Here is a 17,946-nt window from a genome sequence, read left to right on the forward strand (position 1 = left end):
AATCTCTTACTAAAAAGTAAGCAAGAGAAATTTACACAAAATATCTTACACTACCAATAACCTAAAAATTTTTAGGTTATTTTTTGTTATATTAATTAAAAACTAGTTTGATTTACCGTTTTTACGTAAAGTTCTTGCTGTTTTTGCACTTACTTTAATTGTAACAACTTGCCCTTTTTCATTAAGTATTTTCATTTTTTGCAAGTTTAATCTAAAAGTTCTTTTAGTAGCATTTAAAGCGTGAGATCTTTTATTTCCCACCATAGGACCTTTTCCTGTTATTGCATCTTTTCTTGCCATATTTATTCTCCTTTTCTAATTATTTTAAAGCACTTTTTGCTTGTTTAATGATAGTTTCAAAAACTTCATGATGATGAATCGCAAGTTCTGAAAGCATTTTTCTATTAACTTCAATATTAGCTTTTTTAAGTCCGTTAATTAATTGAGAATATGTAATTCCAAGAGGTCTAGAAGCAGCATTAATTCTTGCTATTCATAATTTTCTAAAATCTCTTTTTACTTGTTTTCTATCTCTAAAAGCATAAGTTCAAGATTTAACAACTGCTTGTTTTGCAACTTTAAATCCTATTGATTTATGTCCTCAATATCCTTTAGCTAATTTTAATCATTTTTTTCTTCTTTGTCTTGTAACAGTTCCACCTTTAACTCTCATTGTTGTTACCTCTTTCTATGTTATTAAAATAAACCTTTTATTCTTTTTAAATCTGATGCAGAAACTAATGTAGCTTTTCTTGCGTGTCTTTTTTGTTTAGTTGTTTTGTTTTGAGCTAAATGAGATCTATAAGCTTGTCCTCTTTTAACTTTTCCACTTCCTGTAACTTTTAATCTCTTTTTTAAAGAGGATTTAGTTTTCATTTTTGGCATTTTCGGTTTTACCTTTCTCTTCTTGTTTTAATTCTTTTTCTTTTTTAGAACTTGTCAAATGTGGTAATTTCTTTTTATCCCTTTCAACATACATATCTAAAAATCTTTCATTTTGCTGTGCATCTTTTGTAATTTTAGCTATGTCAGAAATGTATTCATAAAATTTATCTAAAACAACTTTACCAAGTTCAGGTCTAGAAGCCTCTCTACCTCTAAATTTTAAAGAAATTTTTACTCTATCTCCATCTAAAAGAAATTCTCTAGCTTTTCTTGCTTTGGTCTCTATATCTTTAATGTTTATTCCTGGAGTTAGTCTAATTTCTCTATTATTAACAAAAGTTTGTTTTTCTTTTACTTCCTTTTGTTTTTTCTTTCTTTCATATTTAAATTTTCCATAATCCATTATTCTTCCTATTGGCTTAGGTTTGTCACCTGAATTATCAATAGAAATAATAACTAAGTCCATTTTTTGTTCTTTCGCCATTTCAATGGCTTCATTTTTAGAAAGAACACCAACTTGACTGTTGTCTGAATTTATTACGAAAATTTTTGAAAAGGGAATATTTTCATTAACAAAATGTTCTTGTTGTGGCTTTTTTTTATTCCCAAAATTGTTATTTAATTTACTAATAACTCTTTCTCCTTACGAATTTAAATAAAATAAAGTGGTAATACACCACTTTCTCTCAATTAGATACAATTTAATAATAAAATAGTTTATAAACAAAATTGTAGCATACCCATGGAATAACCATTAGGTGAGAGATTAATCTACTTTCTGCAATTTTTATCTATTGCTATTAAATTATATATTTTTTTGCAAAAAAAGCAAATAAAAAAAGCAAATAATTGCTTTTGGTCAAAATTTGAAATGGTGGGAACGAATGGAATCGAACCATCGACCTCACGATTATCAGTCGTGTGCTCTAACCGTCTGAGCTACGCTCCCATTAATAAATTTATATGCAAATTGCATACAAATTATATCACAAAATGTGTGTTTTATATTAACGTTTAGAAAATTGTCTTGCTCTACGTGCTTTTCTAAGTCCGTATTTTTTACGTTCTTTAGATCTTGCATCTCTTGTTAACATACCTGTTTCTCTTAAATTAGGTTTATAATCTTTTGAAGATTCTAATAAAGCTCTTGCTATTCCTAATCTAATTGCTCCAGCTTGCCCAGATAAACCACCACCAGAAGCATTAACGATAATGTCTCATGTTCCTTCTGTTTCTGTAATAGTTAAAGGTTGTAAAGCATCTTTAATTAAAAGATCTGACATTAAATAGTCTTTAGCTTCTCTTTTATTAATTGTAAATTTTCCTTTTCCTGGTTTTAAGATAACTCTTGCAGTAGAAGATTTTCTTCTTCCTAAACCACGATAGAATGTTCCAGTTAACATTTTTTGATTTTTCATTTCTTTAGCCATTATTTAACCTCTAATTTCATTGGTTTTTGTGCTTCATGTTTATGTTCAGGTCCAGCATATACAAATAAATTTACTCTTTGTCTATTTCCTAATTTTGTGTGTGGTAACATTCCTCTAATTGCTTTTTCAACAATAGCTGCTGGTTTTTTTGCTCTTAAATCTTTTGCTTTAATTGATTTTAATCCACCTGGATAACCTGAGTGTGAATAATAAATTTTATTTTCATCTTTGTTTGCAGTTAAAATTACTTTTTCTGCATTTATAACAATAATGTTATCTCCCATATCAACATTTGGAGTAAATGTAGGTTTATTTTTTCCTCTTAAATAAGTAGCAGCTAAAGTTGCTAAACGCCCTAAAACTTGTCCTTCTGCATCAATAACATATCATTTTTTGTCTGTTTCAAGATGCTTAACAATAGTTGTTTGTCTCATTGTTCCTTCCTTGATAATTTAATAATTTATTTAATAATGTAACAGGTATTTAATAAATATTGCTTTTAAATTATAATACTTTTTTTTATAAAACCAAATCTTTTATAAAAAAAAATAACCAAAAACGGTTATTTTCATATTTTAAACTAATTCGATAATAGCCATTTTAGAATTATCACCTTGTCTTGCAGGCAATTTAATTATTCTTGTATAACCACCATTACGACTTTTATATTTTGGTCCTACTACATCGAATAAATATGATAATGCTGATTTACCATCACTGGTTTTTACATCTCTTAAAAATGCAGCTGCTAAACGACGAGAAGCAAGTGTATTAGTTTTTGCTTTTGTAATTAATCTCTCAACGTGTTTTCTTAATTCTTTAGCTCTTGCTTCTGTTGTTGTGATTCTTCCGTGAACAATAACATCTGTAGATAAAGAACGTAAAACGTGTTTTCTTCAAGTTGAATTTCTTCTAAATAATTGTGTTGGATTAGCCATTTTTAGTCTCCTTTCTTAAGTGAAATACCGCGTTCAGCTAATTTTTCAATAATTTCTTGAACGGATTTTTTACCTAAATTTTTAACATTATTTAATTCTTCTTCATCAATTTTTTCTAAGTCTGCTACAGTTCTAAATCCTGCACGTCTTAAAGCATTTAATGATCTTACTGTTAAACTTAAATCATTAATATCAATTGATTTATCTTTAGGAGTTTCTTCTTTAACTTTTTCTTCTTCAAAATAGTCTTTTTCATTAATTTCTAAATTTTCAGTATTTGAAACTATTTTCAAATGTGCAATTAAAATTTTTGCAGCTTGAGCAATAACCTCTTTTGCTTCTACTGTTCCATCTGTTTTAACATTAAATTCTAGTTTTTCTTGAATAATGTTAGAAGCTGAGTTAAGTTCACTAAATTTATATTGAACATTTGTAACAGGTGAAAAATCTGAATCAACTGCTAAAATGGTTCCTGATTTTAAATTTGATTCTAATTCAGAACCATATTCTAAAATATTTTTTTTGTTGTCTTCAAAAGAAACAAATCCTCTTCCTGATAATAAAAACATTTCGAATTTTAAAGCGTTTGCTTTAGAAAGAGTTGCGATTTGTTGATCAGGGTTTACAATAGTTACTCCTGCTGGTAGTTGAATATCTTTTGCAAAAATATTTTTTTCAGTAAATTTATCATAATTAAATGAAACTCTTACAGGTTTTTTATCAATAAAAACTTCTTTATTATAAATAAACTTTACTTTCTTTAAATTATTTAATAAAGTAACTACATCTTCTTCTACGTTGTCGATTGCTTGAAATTCGTGATTTACTTTTTCAATTCTAATTGCAAATGGAGCAACTGAAGAAACTGAAGATAATATTGTTCTTCTTAAAGCTGTACCTAAAGTGTTAGCAAATCCTCTTTCTAAAGGTTCTAAAACAAAAGAAGTGAAATAATCTGAATGTTTATTTTCTTTTTCTTCTTTGTAATTTACTTTTGCCATTTTTTGCATAACTTAACAACTCCTATCTTTTTGTTTCTCTTTTGATTACTTTTCTTGGAGGTCTTGTTCCGTTATGTGGAATAGGTGTAACATCTTTAATTTCAGTAACAGTAATACCTGAAACTTCAATTTGTTTTCTTGCTGCATCTTTTCCTGGTCCTAAACCTTTAATTTCAACTTTAACTTCTTTAATTCCATGTTCTTTAGCTGCTTCAGATGCTGCTGCTGCTGCTAATCCTGCTGCATATGGAGTTTTCTTTTTTGTCCCTTTATATCCAATAGCACCAGATGAAGATCATGCAATTACATTACCTTTTTCATCTGAAAAAGTTACAATTGTGTTTTGGTGAGTTGAGTGAATGTGAGCGATTCCGCTAGTAATATTTTTTCTTTTAACTTTTCTAGCCATATCTTATTTACCTTTCTTTCCAGCAACAGTTTTTCTTGGTCCTTTTCTTGTACGTGCATTTTTCTGAGTTACTTGACCACGAACTGGTAATCCTTTTCTATGTCTGATTCCTCTATAACATTTAATTTCCATTAATCTTTTAATGTTAATAGCTACTTCACGACGTAAATCACCTTCTGTTGTATATTGTGAAGCTATATCTCTTATTTTTGATAATTGTTCTTCACTTAAATCTTTTACACGAATATTTTCGTCTATTTGAGCCTTTTGTAAAATTTCTTGAGCTCTTGATTTTCCTATCCCAAAAATATAAGTTAGAGAAATAACAACTCTCTTATTATTTGGAATTTCTATGTTTAAAATTCTAGCCATATTTTCCTAACCTTGTCTTTGTTTGTGTTTTGGTAGAATACAAATGATTCTATTTATTCCATTTCTTTTGATTATTTTACAGTCTTTACACATCTTTTTAACTGATGCTCTTACTTTCATAAATCTCCTTTATTTATGACGATAAACAATTCTTCCTTTTGTTCAATCATAAGGACTAATTTCAACATCAACACTATCTCCAGGAATTATTTTAATGTGATACATTTTCATTTTTCCTGAAATGTGAGCTTGAATTTTAGCATTATTTTCTAATAAAATTTCATACTCACTAGAATTGTGTGCTTGAATTACTTTACCTGTCATTTTGATTGCATCTTTTGCCATTTATTGAAATACCTCTTTTGGTTTTTTATTTGTACAATTAATGTTTGGTATTTATTATTATTTTATTTCTTTAAAAGTAATTGTGCCCTTTAAAGAAATACCTGGACTTATTTCGGCATTACCTTATGCCAGGCTTGTATAATTAACATTAAAAATTATACTAAATTTTTGAATTTTTCCAACTCTTTGAATTAACTTAAAATTATTCCTTTTCCATTTTTAATTAAAATAGTTTCTTCCACGTGAACTGTTTTTTTACGGTTATATTTTGGGACCACAGTTCAACCATCACTTAGTATTTTAACTTCCGGACTTTCTTGTAAAATCATAGGTTCTATACAAATTACCATATTATTTCTTAACAAAATCCCTTTATCTCCTGTATAAAAATTATAAACATCAGGTGCTTCATGAAGTTTTTTTCCAATTCCATGACCACAAAATTCCTCTGTTGTGAACATTTTGTTTTCAAAAATAACCTTGGAAATTGCTTTAGAAATATCTCCTATCCTAGCTCCAGGTTTGATTGCATTTATACCGGCATCTATTGCTCTTTTTGCAACAGAAATCAGTTTTTCGTTTTCAAGATTTTTTTCTTTTCCAACTGATTTAGAAAAGGCAGAATCTGAATAATATCCTTTATATTTAACTCCTAAATCTATAGAAATTAAATCCCCTGTTTTTAAAATTCTTTGATCCGGAATTCCGTGAATTAACTCATGATTTAAAGAAGCACAAATTGTGTTAGGAAAATTTTGGTAGCCTAAAAAAGCTGGTTCTGCGTTTCTTTTGATAATTTCATCATAAGCAAGTTTGTCTAATTGCAATAAAGAAACTCCTTCTTCTATTGCATCATAAACTATTTTTTTTACTTCTGAAAGAATATTGGCTGATTTAGTTATTAATTCTATTTCAAAATCTTTTTTTATCAATTTGCTCATTTTATAAAATTTCTTTAACTATTTTTTGTACTATTAATTCTGGAGTTTGTGTTGCATCTATAGTGATTAACAGATTTTTGTCTTTATAATAATCTATTAATACTTTTGTTTCATTATTATAAACTTCTAATCTACGAATAATTGCTTCTTCTTCATCATCTTTTCTTTGTAATAAAACTGTATCATCATTTTCGCAAAGTAATTGCTTTGCAGAAGGTTTGAAATCAAGATGATAAGTTGCAGAACAAGTAGGGCAATATCTTCTTTTAGAAAGTCTTTGAATAATAACTTCACTTGGAGCTTGTAATAAAATAACATTTTTTATTTGAGAAGTGCTTAAATTTGATAAAAAATCTGCTTGATTAATTGTTCTTGGATAACCATCTAAAATAAAGTTAACGTTTTGTTTGTTTAATTCTTCTAACTTTTCTTTTACTATTTCATTAGTTATATTGTCAGGAACATATCTACCACTTTCAACAATATTTTTTAATTCCAAACCTAATTTAGTTTGGTTTCTAATTGCGGTTCTAAAAATTTCTCCTGTTGATAAATGAATAAAATCAATTTCTTTTGCAAGTAATGATGCAACAGTTCCTTTTCCAACTCCTGGTGCACCTAAAAAAATTATGTTTTTTATCATAATAAATCTCCGTTATTTTTATTTTGTTTAGTAAATGATTTACTAATTTTTCTTCTTTTTTGTGAAATTTTTTCTGATTGTCTTCTTGCTTTAATTTGACCTATTGTTTCTAATGCTGTGGTTATTAAAATAATAATAGAAGTTCCACCAAATGTAATGCTCCGTGGCATTCCAAACATTTGCATAATAGGTTCTAAAGAACCAATTGCTACAAGATAAAATGCAGAGAAAATAGAAAGTCTTAAAACAACAGAAATTAAATAATCTTCTGTTTGTTCTCCTGGTCTTATTCCAGGAATAAAGGTTGAATTTTTTCCAAAATCTTCTGAAATTTTATCCACTCTAGACTGTTGTAATCCCATACCAATTGCAAATAAAAAGGTAATAACTATAAATAGACTAAATCCAATTGGATCAGTTAATCTTAAACTTCTTTCTACAAAATATCTTGTAGATGAAGTGTATGGATCAAGAAGTCCTACTATTAAAGTTGGTAAAGATAAAACAATTAAAGAAAAAATGATTGGCATAACACCTGCTGGATTTACTTTAATTGGTAATACTGAAATATCTTTAACATTTTTAGTCATTCCAGATCCTGTTTGTTGAATAGGTATTTTTCTTTCTGCAGTATAAACATATGCAACTATAAAAATTAAAACTAAAAAACCAATAATATAAACTCCAAAGAAAATTATATTACTAATCAAAGAGTCTGAATTAGATCCTGAAATAAAGTAATTAAAGGCTCCTTTTAATTTACTTGGTAAACGTGTTGCGATTCCTGTAAAAATTAAAAGTGAAGTCCCATTACCAACTCCTTTTTCAGTAATTTGTTCTCCTAAAAATAAAGAAAACAAAGAACCGCTAATAAGTATACAAGGTAAAATAAAGTATTTATAATAAGCTGCATTGTTGCTTAAATATACAAAACTTTGTGCTCCTAAATTGGCATCAAACAATGTTCTAATTAAGAAAATTGATTGAGCTATAGCTATAAAAATAGTTAAAAGTCTTGTAATAATATTTATTTTACGTCTACCTAGCGGTCCTGATTGACTTAACCTATGAACTGGTGGAAATAATTTAGTTTGAGCGACCATCATAATCAAAGATGCTGTTATGAATGGTCCTATTCCTAAGGCTACTATTGAAAAGTTAGTTAACCCTCCACCACCTACAATATTAATTATTCCTAAAAATGAATTAGAATCTAAAGAAGCATTTTTATTTATAAATACACCAGGTAATGTGATTGTACCTGCTATAACAAAAATAGCTAAAATTCATATAGAAAATAATATTTTTTTAGTTAAGATTTTTTCTTTGGAAAATGTTTGAATTTTATGTTTTATATTTAAATAGATTTTTGAAAAGATTAATCCTATCCAGTTTAATACTTTTTTTAATCTATAAAACATCTTAAACCAATTCTACTTTTCCACCTAATTTTTCTACCGCTTCTTTTGCTGAGTTTGAAACGGCATTAACTTCTATAAATATTTTTTTAGTTAATGTACCTGAAGATAATAATTTTACAGGCATTGTTTTTCTTCTTGCTAATCTAGTTTCAAATAACATTTCTAATGTTACTTTGTCACCATCTTTAAATGTAGAATCTAATTTTTCTAATGATATAACTTGATATTCAACTTTATTAACATTGTTAAAACCGATTTTTGGTAAACGTCTGAAGAGAGGGTTTTGTCCTCCTTCAAATCCAGGTCTTACAGTTCCACGTTTTGTTTGTCCTGATTGTCCTCTACCAGCTTGTTTTCCTTTACCAGCTGCATGTCCACGACCTTTACGGTGTTTTTCTTTTCTTGAACCTTCAGTGTATTGTAATGTATGTAATTTATATGACATTTTTCCTCCTGGACTATTTATTGCTTAACAAATCTTCTACTTTAATATCTCTTAATTCAGCAATTTTTTCTACTGTTCTAAGATTTTGTAAAGCAATGATTGTTGCTCTAACGATATTAGCTTTTGTTCTTGAACCATAAGTTTTAGTATAAATGTTTGAATATCCTGCTAATTCTACAACTGCACGAACTGTACCAGATGCTATAATTCCTTTTCCTTTTGGAGCTGGTTTTAATAGTACTTTAGATGCTAAGAATTTTTGTTTAATTTCATGTGGTACTGTTGCAGCTTCTTCTACCACTGGAACAGTTATTAAATTGTTTTGTGCATCTTTAACTGCTTTTTTAATAGCATCTTGCACTTCATTAGCTTTTCCGTGACCAAAACCAACTTTTCCTTTTTTATTACCAACCACTACATATGCTGAGAAAGAAAATCTTCTTCCTCCTTTAACAACAGTAGTTACCCTTGCAACATCAATTACTTTTTCTTCGAATTCATTTTGGAAAGGTTGTTTGTTAAATTCTTTTTTTGGTCTTGAGAATTTACGATTATTATTAGATGTTTTTGAATCTTTGTCTTTAGAATGGAAGTGTTTTTTTGGTTCTCTTGAAGATTCTATTTTTTTAGTTGGAGTTGCTTTTTTAACAACTTCTTTTTTAATTTCTTTATTTTCCATTATTAAAATTTAACTCCTTCATTTCTAACTGCTTCTGCAAATGCTTTTACTCTTCCATGATAAATATAACCTGAACGATCAAATACAATTGATTCAATTTTTAATTCTTTAATTTTTTGTCCCATTAATTTTCCAAGTATTTCAGCTACTTTAATATTTCCGCTATATTCTTTGTGTTTTAAAGTTGAAACAGATGCTATTGTTACTCCTTTAGTATCATCTATTAATTGTGCATAAAAGTTTGTTAGTGATTTGAAAACTGATAAACGTGGTTTGGTTGCTGTACCTAAAACTAATTTAGATTTAATTCTATGATGTTTTTTAATTCTAGCTTTATTTCTTGATAATTGAGCCATTGATAATACCTCGCTTCTATTCTAAAATTATTTAGAAGCTTTTTTCCCTTCTTTACGTCTAATGTTTTCATTTTTATACATAATACCTTTTCCTGAATAAGGATTAGGTTTTCTAACACTTCTAATAACAGCAGCTAATTGTCCAACTTGTTGTTTATCAATACCAGAAACAATTATGGAAACTGGTTTTGGAACTTCTACTTTTAAAGTATTTGGAACATCTATTAATACAGGGTGTGAATATCCTGCTAAAATTTCAATTTGGTTACCTTTTAATGTAGCTTTGTAACCAACACCCTTAATTTCTATTTCTTTTGAAAAACCAGAGGTTACACCTTTAATCATTCCTGCAAGTAAGGAATTAGTTGTACCGTGTAATTGCTTTGTATGTTTTTCTTCGTTTAATCTTTCTGTTGTAACTTGATTATTTTCTACTTTAATTTTGATTAAATTAGAAAATTCTCTTTTTAATTGTCCTAATTTACCTTTAACAGTAACTAAATTATTATTAACTAATACTTCTGTTCCTTCTGGAACTAATAAAACTCTTTTTCCTACTCTAGACATAAATTATCAAATGAAGGCGATAATTTCACCACCAACATTTTCCTTTCTAGCTTCTTTATCAGTTAATAAACCTTTAGATGTAGAAACAATAACTGTTCCATATCCTGAAAGTACTTTTGGTAAATCTCCAACAGATGAATAAACTTTTAATCCTGGTTTTGAAACTCTTTTAATTCCAGTAATAGCACTTGTTGTACCTTTATATTTTAATTCTACAACAAGTTTTTTTTCTACACCTTCTCCTTGAGTTTCAAAATTTTGAATATAACCTTCTTTTTTGAAGATTTCTAAAATTTTGTGTTTTTTATTAGAATGTGGGATTTCAACAAATTTGTGTTTTCTCATAAATGCATTTTTGATTCTTACAATCATATCTGCAATTGGATCTGTAATTATAGCCATAATTATCAACTCGCTTTCTTAATACCAGGAATTTTTCCTTCATGTGCTAATTTTCTAAAACAAATACGACAGATTTTAAATTTTCTTAAAACAGCATGTGGACGACCACATAATTCACATCTTGTATATTCTCTAACTTTGAATTTTTTATGTTTTTTAGCTTTTGCTTTTAATGATGTTTTTGCCATTTTACTCCTATTTTTCTGCCTTACCAAAAGGCATTCCTAATTGTTCTAATAAAAATTTTGCTTCTTTATCTGTATTTGCTGTTGTAACAATAATTACATCCAATCCCTTAATTTTTCTAATTTTATCGAAACTAATTTCTGGGAAAATAATTTCTTCTTTAATTCCTAATGAATAATTTCCTCTTCCATCAAAAGCTTTAGGATTTACACCTCTAAAGTCTCTAATTCTTGGAATTGCTACATTAATTAATTTATCTAAGAATTCTCACATTCTTTCTCTTCTTAATGTAACTTTTGCTCCCATTGGCATTCCTTCACGTAATTTTCATGAAGCTAATGATTTTTTAGCAACTGTTTGATAAGGTTTTTGCCCTGAAATTAATGCCATTTCATTCATAACTTCTTCTATAGCTTTAGAATTAGTTACTTCTTTTCCAGCTGTCATATTTAAAACAATTTTTTCAATTTTAGGTAATTGCATTACAGATGTATAAGCAAATTTTTCTTGTAAATTCTTTTTAACTTGTTTTTCGTATTTTTCTTTTAATGTCATCTTTATAAAATTACCTTTCTAACTAAATTGTTTTCCCTGTTTTTTTAACAAAACGCACTTTTTTATTATTTATCATTTTGTAACCTATTTTTGAATATTGAGCTGGTTTATCTTTAGTAGCTTTTTTAACTAATAAAGATACTTTTGAAACGTGTAATGGGAATTCAACAACCTCAATTGAACCTTCACTTCTTGATTGTGATGGTTTGTGGTGTTTAGTTTTTTTATTAATATCTTTAATTTTAACTTCTTGTGTTTTTGGATAAACTTCTAAAACTTGACCAATTTTTCCTTTATGTGATCCTGAAATAACTATTACTTCATCATTTTTTCTAATTTTCATATCAATAATTATTCCTTTCTATAAAACCTCTGGTGCAAGTGAAACAATTTTGGAATATCCTTTGTCTCTTATTTCTCTAGCTATTGGACCAAAAACACGTGTTCCTCTTGGAGAACCATCTTCTTTAATAATAACAACCGCATTGTCATCAAATTTTATATGTGAACCATTTTTTCTTTTGATTCCATAAGTTGAACGAACAATAACTGCTTTCACAACTTGTCCTTCTTTTACAATTCCGTTTGGAAGAGCTTTTTTAACTGAACAAACTATCACATCACCAATATTTGAAGTTTTTTTAACTGAACCACCTAAGTTTCTAATTAAACCCACTTCTTTTGCACCTGAGTTATCTGCAACAACTAATCTTGAGAGTTCTTGAACCATTATTTAGCTCCTTCTTTTGCTTTTTCACGAATTTCAACTAATCTAAATGTTTTAGTTTTTGAAAAAGGTCTTGTTTCACTGATTTTAACAATATCTCCTAAAGAAGCTTCTTCTTTTTCATCGTGAGTTGCAAATTTCTTAGTAACTTTAAATCTTTTTCCATATAAAGGGTGTTTAACATAAGAATCTACTGCAACAATAATTGTTTTTTGATTCTTATCAGAAACAACAGTACCAATTAATGTTTTCTTTGTATTTTTTCTTTCCATTATTTTCCACCTTTATCATTGTTTTCTTTTTGTTGTATAGCTGTTAAAACTCTGGCAATATTTTTTCTAATTTCTTTGATTTGATGAGTTTTATCTAAACGTGATGTAGCATTTTTAAATCTTAAAGAAAATAACTCAGCTTTGTGTTCAGCTACTAATTGTTTTAGTTCTGAAAGAGATTTGTTTTTTAATTCTTTAAATTCCATTATTCATCCCCTTCTTCATTTGCTTTAACTATTTTTCATTTTACTGGTAATTTATGTCCACCAAGTCTTAAAGCATCTCTAGCTATTTCTTCTTTTACTCCTGAAACTTCAAACATCATTGTATTAACTTTTACAACTGCTACTCACTTTTCAGGAGAACCTTTACCAGATCCCATACGTACTCCGATAGGTTTAGAAGTTAATGATAAGTGAGGGAAAATTCTAATATGAACATCTCCTTCACGACCCATTCTTCTTGTGATAGCAATCCTTGCAGATTCAATTTGTCTAGCTGTTACTCAAGCAGAAGTTGTTGCTTGTAAACCAAACTCTCCAAATGAAACTTTATTTCCTTTATGTGCTTCTCTTTTATCGTGTGAAATTCTAAAATTTCTTCTATATTTGGTTCTTTTTGGTTGTAACATTATTTATCACCCTCTTTAACCTCTCCTAAAGAAATTCATACTTTCACTCCTAAAGCACCATAAGTTGTATGAGCTGTTGCTTGAGCATAATCAACATTTTGTCTTAAAGTGTGTAATTTCATTTCTCCTTCAGAATATCCTTCTGCACGAGCCATTTCCACACCGTTTAATCTACCAGAAACTTGAGTTTTAATTCCTTTAGCTCCTGCTTTTAAAGCAACTTTAATTCCAAATTTTTGAGCTACTCTAAATGATCCTCTGTTTTCTAATTTAATAGCTATTTGTTCAGCTACTAATCTTGCGTTTAATTCTGGTTTTTGAATTTCAACAACATCAATTGATAAATTTAATTTTTTATTTTTAACAAATTTTTGAATATCTGTTGTCATTTTTTTAACATTTTCTCCACCTTGACCTAATACTACACCAGGTTTAGCTGTATGAATTGTTAAAGTAACTTTATTGTTTTGATCTCTTCTAATTTCAACTTGTCCTATTTGATAATCTCTAACAAATTTTTCAACATATTCTCTAATTTTTACATCTTCTAATAAGTAAGTAGCAAAATTAGCTTTATCAGCAAATCAATTTACATTATGTTTTTTAGTAATACCGTATCTAAAACCATTTGGATTAACTTTTTGTCCCATAAAATTTTCCTACTTTCTTTCCTCTACTGTTATTGATAAATGTGATGTTCTTTTTAAAATTGAATATGCTGTTCCTTTAGATCTTGGTTGAAATCTTTTGTATGTAGGTCCTTCATTAACTTGAACTGAACTTACAAATAAATTATCACCATCCATACCAAAGTTATTAATTGCATTAGCAATTGCTGAATTTAATAATTTAATAAATAATTTTGATGCTTTTTTATTTGTGTTATGTAGGATTGATAGTGCTTCTGTTGTATTTTTATAACGGAATAAATCTGCTACTAAACGAGCTTTTTGAGCAGATACTCTTTGCATTTTAACACTTGCTATTGCTTTTTGCATTATTTTTTCTTCCCTTTATCAGCACCATGACCTGTATAGGTTCTTGTTGGAGAAAATTCTCCTAATTTATGTCCTACCATATCATCTGTTACAAAAACATCATTAAATATTTTTCCATTATGAACTTGGAATGTTAGTCCTACAAATTGAGGAAAGATTGTTGATCTTCTAGATCATGTTTTAATTGGTTTTTTATTTTTTTGTTCATTCATTAATTCAACTTTTTTTAATAAAGATGTATCAGCGAATGGACCTTTTTTAAGTGATCTAGCCATTATTTACTTTCCTTTCTTCTTCTTATAATTAATTTTGTTGAAGATTTCTTATTATTTCTTGTTTTAACACCAAGAGCTTTTTTACCTCATGGAGTTAATGGAGATTTTCTACCAATAGGTTGTTTCCCTTCTCCCCCTCCATGTGGGTGATCAATTGGGTTCATTACAGATCCACGAACAGTAGGTCTAATACCTAAATGTCTATTTCTTCCTGCTTTACCAATGTTAACTAATGAATGTTCTTCATTACCTACAACTCCAATGGTTGCTCTACATTTTGCTAAAATTCTTCTATATTCACCTGATTTTAGTCTTAAAACTACGTATTTTCCATCTTCATCTTTTCCTTGGATTTGTGCAGAAGACCCAGCTGAACGAGCGATAATTCCTCCACCTCCAGGTTGCATTTCGATGTTATGAACAACTGTACCTTCAGGAATATTTGATAAAGGTAATGAGTTACCTACTAAAATATCAACTTGTTCACCTGAAATAACTTTTTGTCCAACCTTAATATCTTTAGGTGATAAAATATAACGTTTTTCACCATCTGCATAAACAACTAAAGAAATATTAGCTGATCTATTTGGATCGTATTCAATAGATTTAATTGTTCCAAAAATATTATCTTTATTTCTTTTGAAATCAATAATACGATATTTTCTTTTATTTCTTCCACCTTTGTGACGTGTAGTTATTTTTCCTTGATTGTTTCTACCTGATTTTTTAGGTAATGTAACTAATAAGCTTTTTTCAGGTTCGTGTCCTGATAAATTTTGCTTGTAATCAAGGGTAGACATACCACGACGACCATTTGAAGTTGGTTTATAATGTTTAATCGCCATTTTCTCTCCTTATTTTATTAATAACTTTAAAATATTGTTTTTCTTTAAAGTTCTATGAATTATTTTTTTTCTTTATTTTTTTTAGCTGCTATTTTTTCTGCAACTTTTTTATCAACTTCTGATGCTGATTTAGAAACTTTTGTTTCTTTTTTAGTTTCTTCCACTACATTTGTTTGTTCTTCTGGTGCTGGTGATTCTAAATCTTCATTTAGAACAGCAATTGTGTGTCCTTCAACTAAAGTAACAATAGCTTTTTTGAAAGAATTTGTAAATCCTTGATATCTACCTAATTTTGCAGGTTTTTTTGGAACATTAAAAATATTTACTTTTTCTACTTTAACATTAAAAATATATTCAACTGCTTTTTTAACTTCACTTCTGTTAGTTCTTCTATCAACAGCAAAAACATATGTTCCTGAACTCATTTGTAAATAACTTTTTTCAGTTAAAATTGGGTATTTGATTATTTCATTAATATTCATTATTTAACCAACCCTTCTAAATATTTAATATCATCTTGGCTTAAAATCAAGATATCTGCTTTTACTAAGTCTTCTATTAATAATGAAGTAACTTTTGTCACTTTTACATTTTGAAGATTTCTTGCAGAAATATAAACTTTTTCATCATTTGAAACTACTAAAATATTTCTTAATTTTTCTACTTGTAAATCTTTTAGTTTAGAAACAATTTCTTTTGTTGAATATTTTTCAACTTTTATTTCCTCTACTATAACTTGTTTGTTTTTAGCTAATTGTGATAAAGAACTTAATAAAGCTAATTGTCTAACTTTTTTATTAACTTTTAAATTATAATTTCTTTCCACTGTAGGTCCAAAAGCTCTTCCACCACCTACTCAAATTGGTGATCTCATAGAACCAGCTCTTGCTCTACCTGTACCTTTTTGTCTTCAAGGTTTTTTACCAGTACCACTTACTTCAGCTCTATTTTTTACTTTATGTGTTCCTTGTCTTCTTGAAGCTCTTTCAGCAATAATTGAATCAAATACAGCTTGTTGATTAAATGTTTCAATTCCAAAAACTTCTTTTGGTAATTTAACTTCTTTTCTTACTAATGGAGTATCAACTTTTTTTGATGTTTTAACTTCTACTTTTTTAGTTGTTTTAGAAACAGGTTTTTTTGTCGATGTTTCTTTTTTAGAAGTTGTTGATGTTTTTTTAACAACCTTTTCCATTATTTATCTCCTTCTGCTTTATCTTCAGCTGCTTTTAATAATTCTTTCATTTCTTTTACTGACATTTCCATATGTAGTTCTACATTATATTTTTTAGCTAATTCAAATAAATGATTTTTTTCTAAAGCCTCTTTTAGGTTAACTAATTGCACAGGTGTTTTAGAAGGTAATTGTTTAACAGCTTCTTTTAGAATAACAAATGATTTTTTAGGTCCAGGAACTGAACCTTTAACTATAATTAAATTATTTTCTAAATCAATGCTTAAGATTTCAAGATTTTGAACTGTTCTTTTTACATTTCCTAATTGTCCAGGCATTGTCATACCTTTAACAACTTTGTTTCCTGAAATATCTCCTAAAGATCCTGTTTGTCTTAATGGTTGTGATCCACCCCCACCACCATGTGATTTAGGTCCGATTGCTTGGTTATGTCTTTTAATTGTTCCAGCAAATCCTTTTCCTTTTGATGTTCCTGTAACATCAATTAATTCACCTACTGAAAAAATAGATAAATCAACTGATTGTCCAAGTTCAAATCCAACCATTTCTCTAATTTCTTTTACGAAGCGCTTAGGTGCTGTGTTAGATTTTTTAAAATGACCTTGTTCTGGTTTGTTTTGTCTAGAAACTTTCTTGTCTTCTAAACCTAATTGTAATGCATTGTAGCCATCTTTTTCTTTTGAAAAAACTTGTGTTACAACATTTGGTTTAACTTCAATAACTGTTACTGGTAATAAAATACCTGAATCAGCATATAGTTGAGTCATTCCAACTTTTTTTCCTAAGATTCCTTTCATCTTGGATCCTCCTTATTTTATTTATTTAGTATCTATAAGTATTTGAGCACCTACTGGTAATTCAACTCTCTTAATTTTGTCTAATACTTCTTTTGAAAATTTGTTTAAAACAATTAATCTTTGATGTGTTCTACTTTCAAATTGTTCACGTGATGTTTTATTAACATGAACTGAACGTAAAATAGTAAATACTTCTCTTTTTGTAGGTAATGGTACTGGACCACTAAAATCTACTTTTAATTCTTTTAATAAATTTACTAACTTAAGTGATGCATTATCAACTATTTTATGATCAAATGCTTTTAATTTAATTTTTAACTTATTTTCCATTAAAATTGTTGTCCTTTCTGTTCTTTTTTTGATGAACTAGACTCCACATAAAAACCGTTACTCTGCTAACAACTAATTTCGGAGTATCGCAACCTTATGTTTCAACGTCTAAATTTACTTTTAAATTATACTACATTTTTTAAAAAAGTGAATTAAAAAATAATAAAAAAACTCCTCTAAGGAGCAAATAGTTCTTTCAAAACTGAATAGCAAATTACTTCTCAAATTAAATTAAATACCTAAAATTTTTAGCTATTAAATCAATCAATTTATTAGTATTGGTTAGCTCAATGTATTACTA

At 28.1% G+C, this 17,946-nt stretch carries 34 protein-coding genes, 1 tRNA gene and 1 pseudogene; all 36 read right to left on the reverse strand.

The window, feature by feature from the left end; all coding sequences use genetic code 4:
* Positions 1–102 precede the first annotated feature (102 nt).
* The 36 genes and pseudogenes from rpmB to rpsJ all read right to left on the reverse strand — a co-directional run bounded on the left by rpmB (position 103) and on the right by rpsJ (position 17,645).
* Positions 103–300, reverse strand: coding sequence for a 50S ribosomal protein L28 (gene rpmB / locus ACXX89_RS03000; RefSeq protein WP_436358838.1), 198 nt, complete (start codon positions 298–300; stop codon positions 103–105).
* Between the two features lie 19 nt (positions 301–319).
* Positions 320–673: a 50S ribosomal protein L20 gene (gene rplT / locus ACXX89_RS03005; RefSeq protein WP_436358837.1), complete on the reverse strand. Its 354-nt coding sequence runs from the start codon at positions 671–673 to the stop codon at positions 320–322.
* Between the two features lie 23 nt (positions 674–696).
* A complete protein-coding gene (gene rpmI / locus ACXX89_RS03010) occupies positions 697–885 on the reverse strand; it encodes a 50S ribosomal protein L35 (RefSeq protein ID WP_436358836.1) in 189 nt (62 codons plus the stop codon).
* Entirely contained in the window at positions 866–1,516 is a 651-nt protein-coding gene (gene infC, locus ACXX89_RS03015) for a translation initiation factor IF-3 (RefSeq protein WP_458557634.1), read from the reverse strand. The genes rpmI and infC overlap by 20 nt, the downstream gene beginning before the upstream one ends.
* Positions 1,517–1,757: 241 nt before the next feature.
* A tRNA-Ile gene (locus ACXX89_RS03020) sits at positions 1,758–1,834 on the reverse strand.
* 58 nt (positions 1,835–1,892) lie between these two features.
* Entirely contained in the window at positions 1,893–2,315 is a 423-nt protein-coding gene (gene rpsI, locus ACXX89_RS03025) for a 30S ribosomal protein S9 (protein WP_436358835.1), read from the reverse strand.
* Positions 2,315–2,749 carry a 50S ribosomal protein L13 gene (gene rplM, locus ACXX89_RS03030; RefSeq protein ID WP_436358834.1) on the reverse strand — a complete coding sequence of 145 codons (435 nt, stop codon included), beginning with the start codon at positions 2,747–2,749 and terminating at the stop codon, positions 2,315–2,317. Before rplM ends, rpsI begins: the two co-directional genes overlap by 1 nt.
* Before the next feature lie 141 nt (positions 2,750–2,890).
* Entirely contained in the window at positions 2,891–3,253 is a 363-nt protein-coding gene (rplQ, locus tag ACXX89_RS03035; RefSeq protein WP_436358833.1) for a 50S ribosomal protein L17, read from the reverse strand.
* Positions 3,254–3,255: 2 nt separating this feature from the next.
* Complete coding sequence (locus ACXX89_RS03040) at positions 3,256–4,263, reverse strand: DNA-directed RNA polymerase subunit alpha (protein ID WP_458557625.1); 1,008 nt, start codon at positions 4,261–4,263, stop codon at positions 3,256–3,258.
* 13 nt (positions 4,264–4,276) lie between these two features.
* Positions 4,277–4,663: a 30S ribosomal protein S11 gene (gene rpsK / locus ACXX89_RS03045; protein ID WP_436358831.1), complete on the reverse strand. Its 387-nt coding sequence runs from the start codon at positions 4,661–4,663 to the stop codon at positions 4,277–4,279.
* Between the two features lie 3 nt (positions 4,664–4,666).
* Entirely contained in the window at positions 4,667–5,035 is a 369-nt protein-coding gene (rpsM, locus tag ACXX89_RS03050) for a 30S ribosomal protein S13 (protein WP_436358830.1), read from the reverse strand.
* Between the two features lie 6 nt (positions 5,036–5,041).
* Complete coding sequence (rpmJ, locus tag ACXX89_RS03055; RefSeq protein WP_027123513.1) at positions 5,042–5,155, reverse strand: 50S ribosomal protein L36; 114 nt, start codon at positions 5,153–5,155, stop codon at positions 5,042–5,044.
* A 9-nt stretch (positions 5,156–5,164) separates the two neighbouring features.
* Entirely contained in the window at positions 5,165–5,380 is a 216-nt protein-coding gene (gene infA, locus ACXX89_RS03060; RefSeq protein WP_436358829.1) for a translation initiation factor IF-1, read from the reverse strand.
* A gap of 191 nt (positions 5,381–5,571) precedes the next feature.
* Positions 5,572–6,321, reverse strand: a complete 750-nt coding sequence (map, locus tag ACXX89_RS03065; RefSeq protein WP_458557626.1) for a type I methionyl aminopeptidase — start codon at positions 6,319–6,321, stop codon at positions 5,572–5,574.
* Between the two features lies 1 nt (position 6,322).
* Positions 6,323–6,964 (reverse strand): adenylate kinase family protein, encoded by a 642-nt coding sequence (locus tag ACXX89_RS03070; protein WP_458557627.1) that lies wholly within the window; start codon positions 6,962–6,964, stop codon positions 6,323–6,325.
* Positions 6,958–8,385 carry a preprotein translocase subunit SecY gene (gene secY, locus ACXX89_RS03075; protein ID WP_458557628.1) on the reverse strand — a complete coding sequence of 476 codons (1,428 nt, stop codon included), beginning with the start codon at positions 8,383–8,385 and terminating at the stop codon, positions 6,958–6,960. Before secY ends, ACXX89_RS03070 begins: the two co-directional genes overlap by 7 nt.
* 1 nt (position 8,386) lies before the next feature.
* Positions 8,387–8,830 (reverse strand): 50S ribosomal protein L15, encoded by a 444-nt coding sequence (gene rplO / locus ACXX89_RS03080; protein ID WP_458557629.1) that lies wholly within the window; start codon positions 8,828–8,830, stop codon positions 8,387–8,389.
* 13 nt (positions 8,831–8,843) lie between these two features.
* Entirely contained in the window at positions 8,844–9,509 is a 666-nt protein-coding gene (rpsE, locus tag ACXX89_RS03085; RefSeq protein WP_436358824.1) for a 30S ribosomal protein S5, read from the reverse strand.
* A 2-nt stretch (positions 9,510–9,511) separates the two neighbouring features.
* Positions 9,512–9,865: a 50S ribosomal protein L18 gene (gene rplR, locus ACXX89_RS03090; RefSeq protein ID WP_436358823.1), complete on the reverse strand. Its 354-nt coding sequence runs from the start codon at positions 9,863–9,865 to the stop codon at positions 9,512–9,514.
* 27 nt (positions 9,866–9,892) lie between these two features.
* Positions 9,893–10,432 (reverse strand): 50S ribosomal protein L6, encoded by a 540-nt coding sequence (gene rplF / locus ACXX89_RS03095; protein ID WP_436358822.1) that lies wholly within the window; start codon positions 10,430–10,432, stop codon positions 9,893–9,895.
* 3 nt (positions 10,433–10,435) lie between these two features.
* Positions 10,436–10,828: a 30S ribosomal protein S8 gene (rpsH, locus tag ACXX89_RS03100; protein ID WP_458557635.1), complete on the reverse strand. Its 393-nt coding sequence runs from the start codon at positions 10,826–10,828 to the stop codon at positions 10,436–10,438.
* Between the two features lie 8 nt (positions 10,829–10,836).
* On the reverse strand, positions 10,837–11,022 hold the full coding sequence (locus tag ACXX89_RS03105; RefSeq protein ID WP_436358821.1) for a type Z 30S ribosomal protein S14: 186 nt from the start codon (positions 11,020–11,022) through the stop codon (positions 10,837–10,839).
* A gap of 7 nt (positions 11,023–11,029) precedes the next feature.
* Positions 11,030–11,581 (reverse strand): 50S ribosomal protein L5, encoded by a 552-nt coding sequence (gene rplE / locus ACXX89_RS03110; RefSeq protein WP_458557636.1) that lies wholly within the window; start codon positions 11,579–11,581, stop codon positions 11,030–11,032.
* Between the two features lie 16 nt (positions 11,582–11,597).
* Positions 11,598–11,918, reverse strand: coding sequence for a 50S ribosomal protein L24 (gene rplX, locus ACXX89_RS03115; protein WP_458557630.1), 321 nt, complete (start codon positions 11,916–11,918; stop codon positions 11,598–11,600).
* 18 nt (positions 11,919–11,936) lie between these two features.
* Positions 11,937–12,305 carry a 50S ribosomal protein L14 gene (gene rplN / locus ACXX89_RS03120; RefSeq protein WP_436358819.1) on the reverse strand — a complete coding sequence of 123 codons (369 nt, stop codon included), beginning with the start codon at positions 12,303–12,305 and terminating at the stop codon, positions 11,937–11,939.
* Entirely contained in the window at positions 12,305–12,574 is a 270-nt protein-coding gene (gene rpsQ / locus ACXX89_RS03125) for a 30S ribosomal protein S17 (protein ID WP_436358818.1), read from the reverse strand. Before rpsQ ends, rplN begins: the two co-directional genes overlap by 1 nt.
* Positions 12,574–12,780, reverse strand: a complete 207-nt coding sequence (gene rpmC / locus ACXX89_RS03130) for a 50S ribosomal protein L29 (RefSeq protein ID WP_436358817.1) — start codon at positions 12,778–12,780, stop codon at positions 12,574–12,576. Before rpmC ends, rpsQ begins: the two co-directional genes overlap by 1 nt.
* Positions 12,780–13,205 carry a 50S ribosomal protein L16 gene (rplP, locus tag ACXX89_RS03135; RefSeq protein ID WP_436358816.1) on the reverse strand — a complete coding sequence of 142 codons (426 nt, stop codon included), beginning with the start codon at positions 13,203–13,205 and terminating at the stop codon, positions 12,780–12,782. The genes rpmC and rplP overlap by 1 nt, the downstream gene beginning before the upstream one ends.
* The gene (gene rpsC, locus ACXX89_RS03140; RefSeq protein WP_436358815.1) at positions 13,205–13,855 is read right to left on the reverse strand and encodes a 30S ribosomal protein S3; all 651 of its coding nucleotides are present in this window, start codon (positions 13,853–13,855) and stop codon (positions 13,205–13,207) included. Before rpsC ends, rplP begins: the two co-directional genes overlap by 1 nt.
* Positions 13,856–13,864: 9 nt before the next feature.
* Positions 13,865–14,203 carry a 50S ribosomal protein L22 gene (gene rplV, locus ACXX89_RS03145; protein ID WP_436358814.1) on the reverse strand — a complete coding sequence of 113 codons (339 nt, stop codon included), beginning with the start codon at positions 14,201–14,203 and terminating at the stop codon, positions 13,865–13,867.
* The gene (gene rpsS, locus ACXX89_RS03150) at positions 14,203–14,478 is read right to left on the reverse strand and encodes a 30S ribosomal protein S19 (RefSeq protein WP_458557631.1); all 276 of its coding nucleotides are present in this window, start codon (positions 14,476–14,478) and stop codon (positions 14,203–14,205) included. The genes rplV and rpsS overlap by 1 nt, the downstream gene beginning before the upstream one ends.
* Positions 14,478–15,323, reverse strand: coding sequence for a 50S ribosomal protein L2 (gene rplB / locus ACXX89_RS03155; protein WP_436358812.1), 846 nt, complete (start codon positions 15,321–15,323; stop codon positions 14,478–14,480). The genes rpsS and rplB overlap by 1 nt, the downstream gene beginning before the upstream one ends.
* Before the next feature lie 59 nt (positions 15,324–15,382).
* Positions 15,383–15,805 carry a 50S ribosomal protein L23 gene (gene rplW / locus ACXX89_RS03160; protein WP_458557632.1) on the reverse strand — a complete coding sequence of 141 codons (423 nt, stop codon included), beginning with the start codon at positions 15,803–15,805 and terminating at the stop codon, positions 15,383–15,385.
* Positions 15,805–16,518 carry a 50S ribosomal protein L4 gene (rplD, locus tag ACXX89_RS03165; RefSeq protein ID WP_458557633.1) on the reverse strand — a complete coding sequence of 238 codons (714 nt, stop codon included), beginning with the start codon at positions 16,516–16,518 and terminating at the stop codon, positions 15,805–15,807. The genes rplW and rplD overlap by 1 nt, the downstream gene beginning before the upstream one ends.
* A gap of 119 nt (positions 16,519–16,637) precedes the next feature.
* Positions 16,638–17,315: pseudogene (gene rplC / locus ACXX89_RS03170) on the reverse strand (50S ribosomal protein L3); the annotation flags it as partial.
* A gap of 21 nt (positions 17,316–17,336) precedes the next feature.
* Positions 17,337–17,645: a 30S ribosomal protein S10 gene (gene rpsJ, locus ACXX89_RS03175; RefSeq protein WP_436358809.1), complete on the reverse strand. Its 309-nt coding sequence runs from the start codon at positions 17,643–17,645 to the stop codon at positions 17,337–17,339.
* Between the last annotated feature and the right edge of the window lie 301 nt (positions 17,646–17,946).

This window comes from Mycoplasma sp. 1012, from assembly GCF_054343455.1.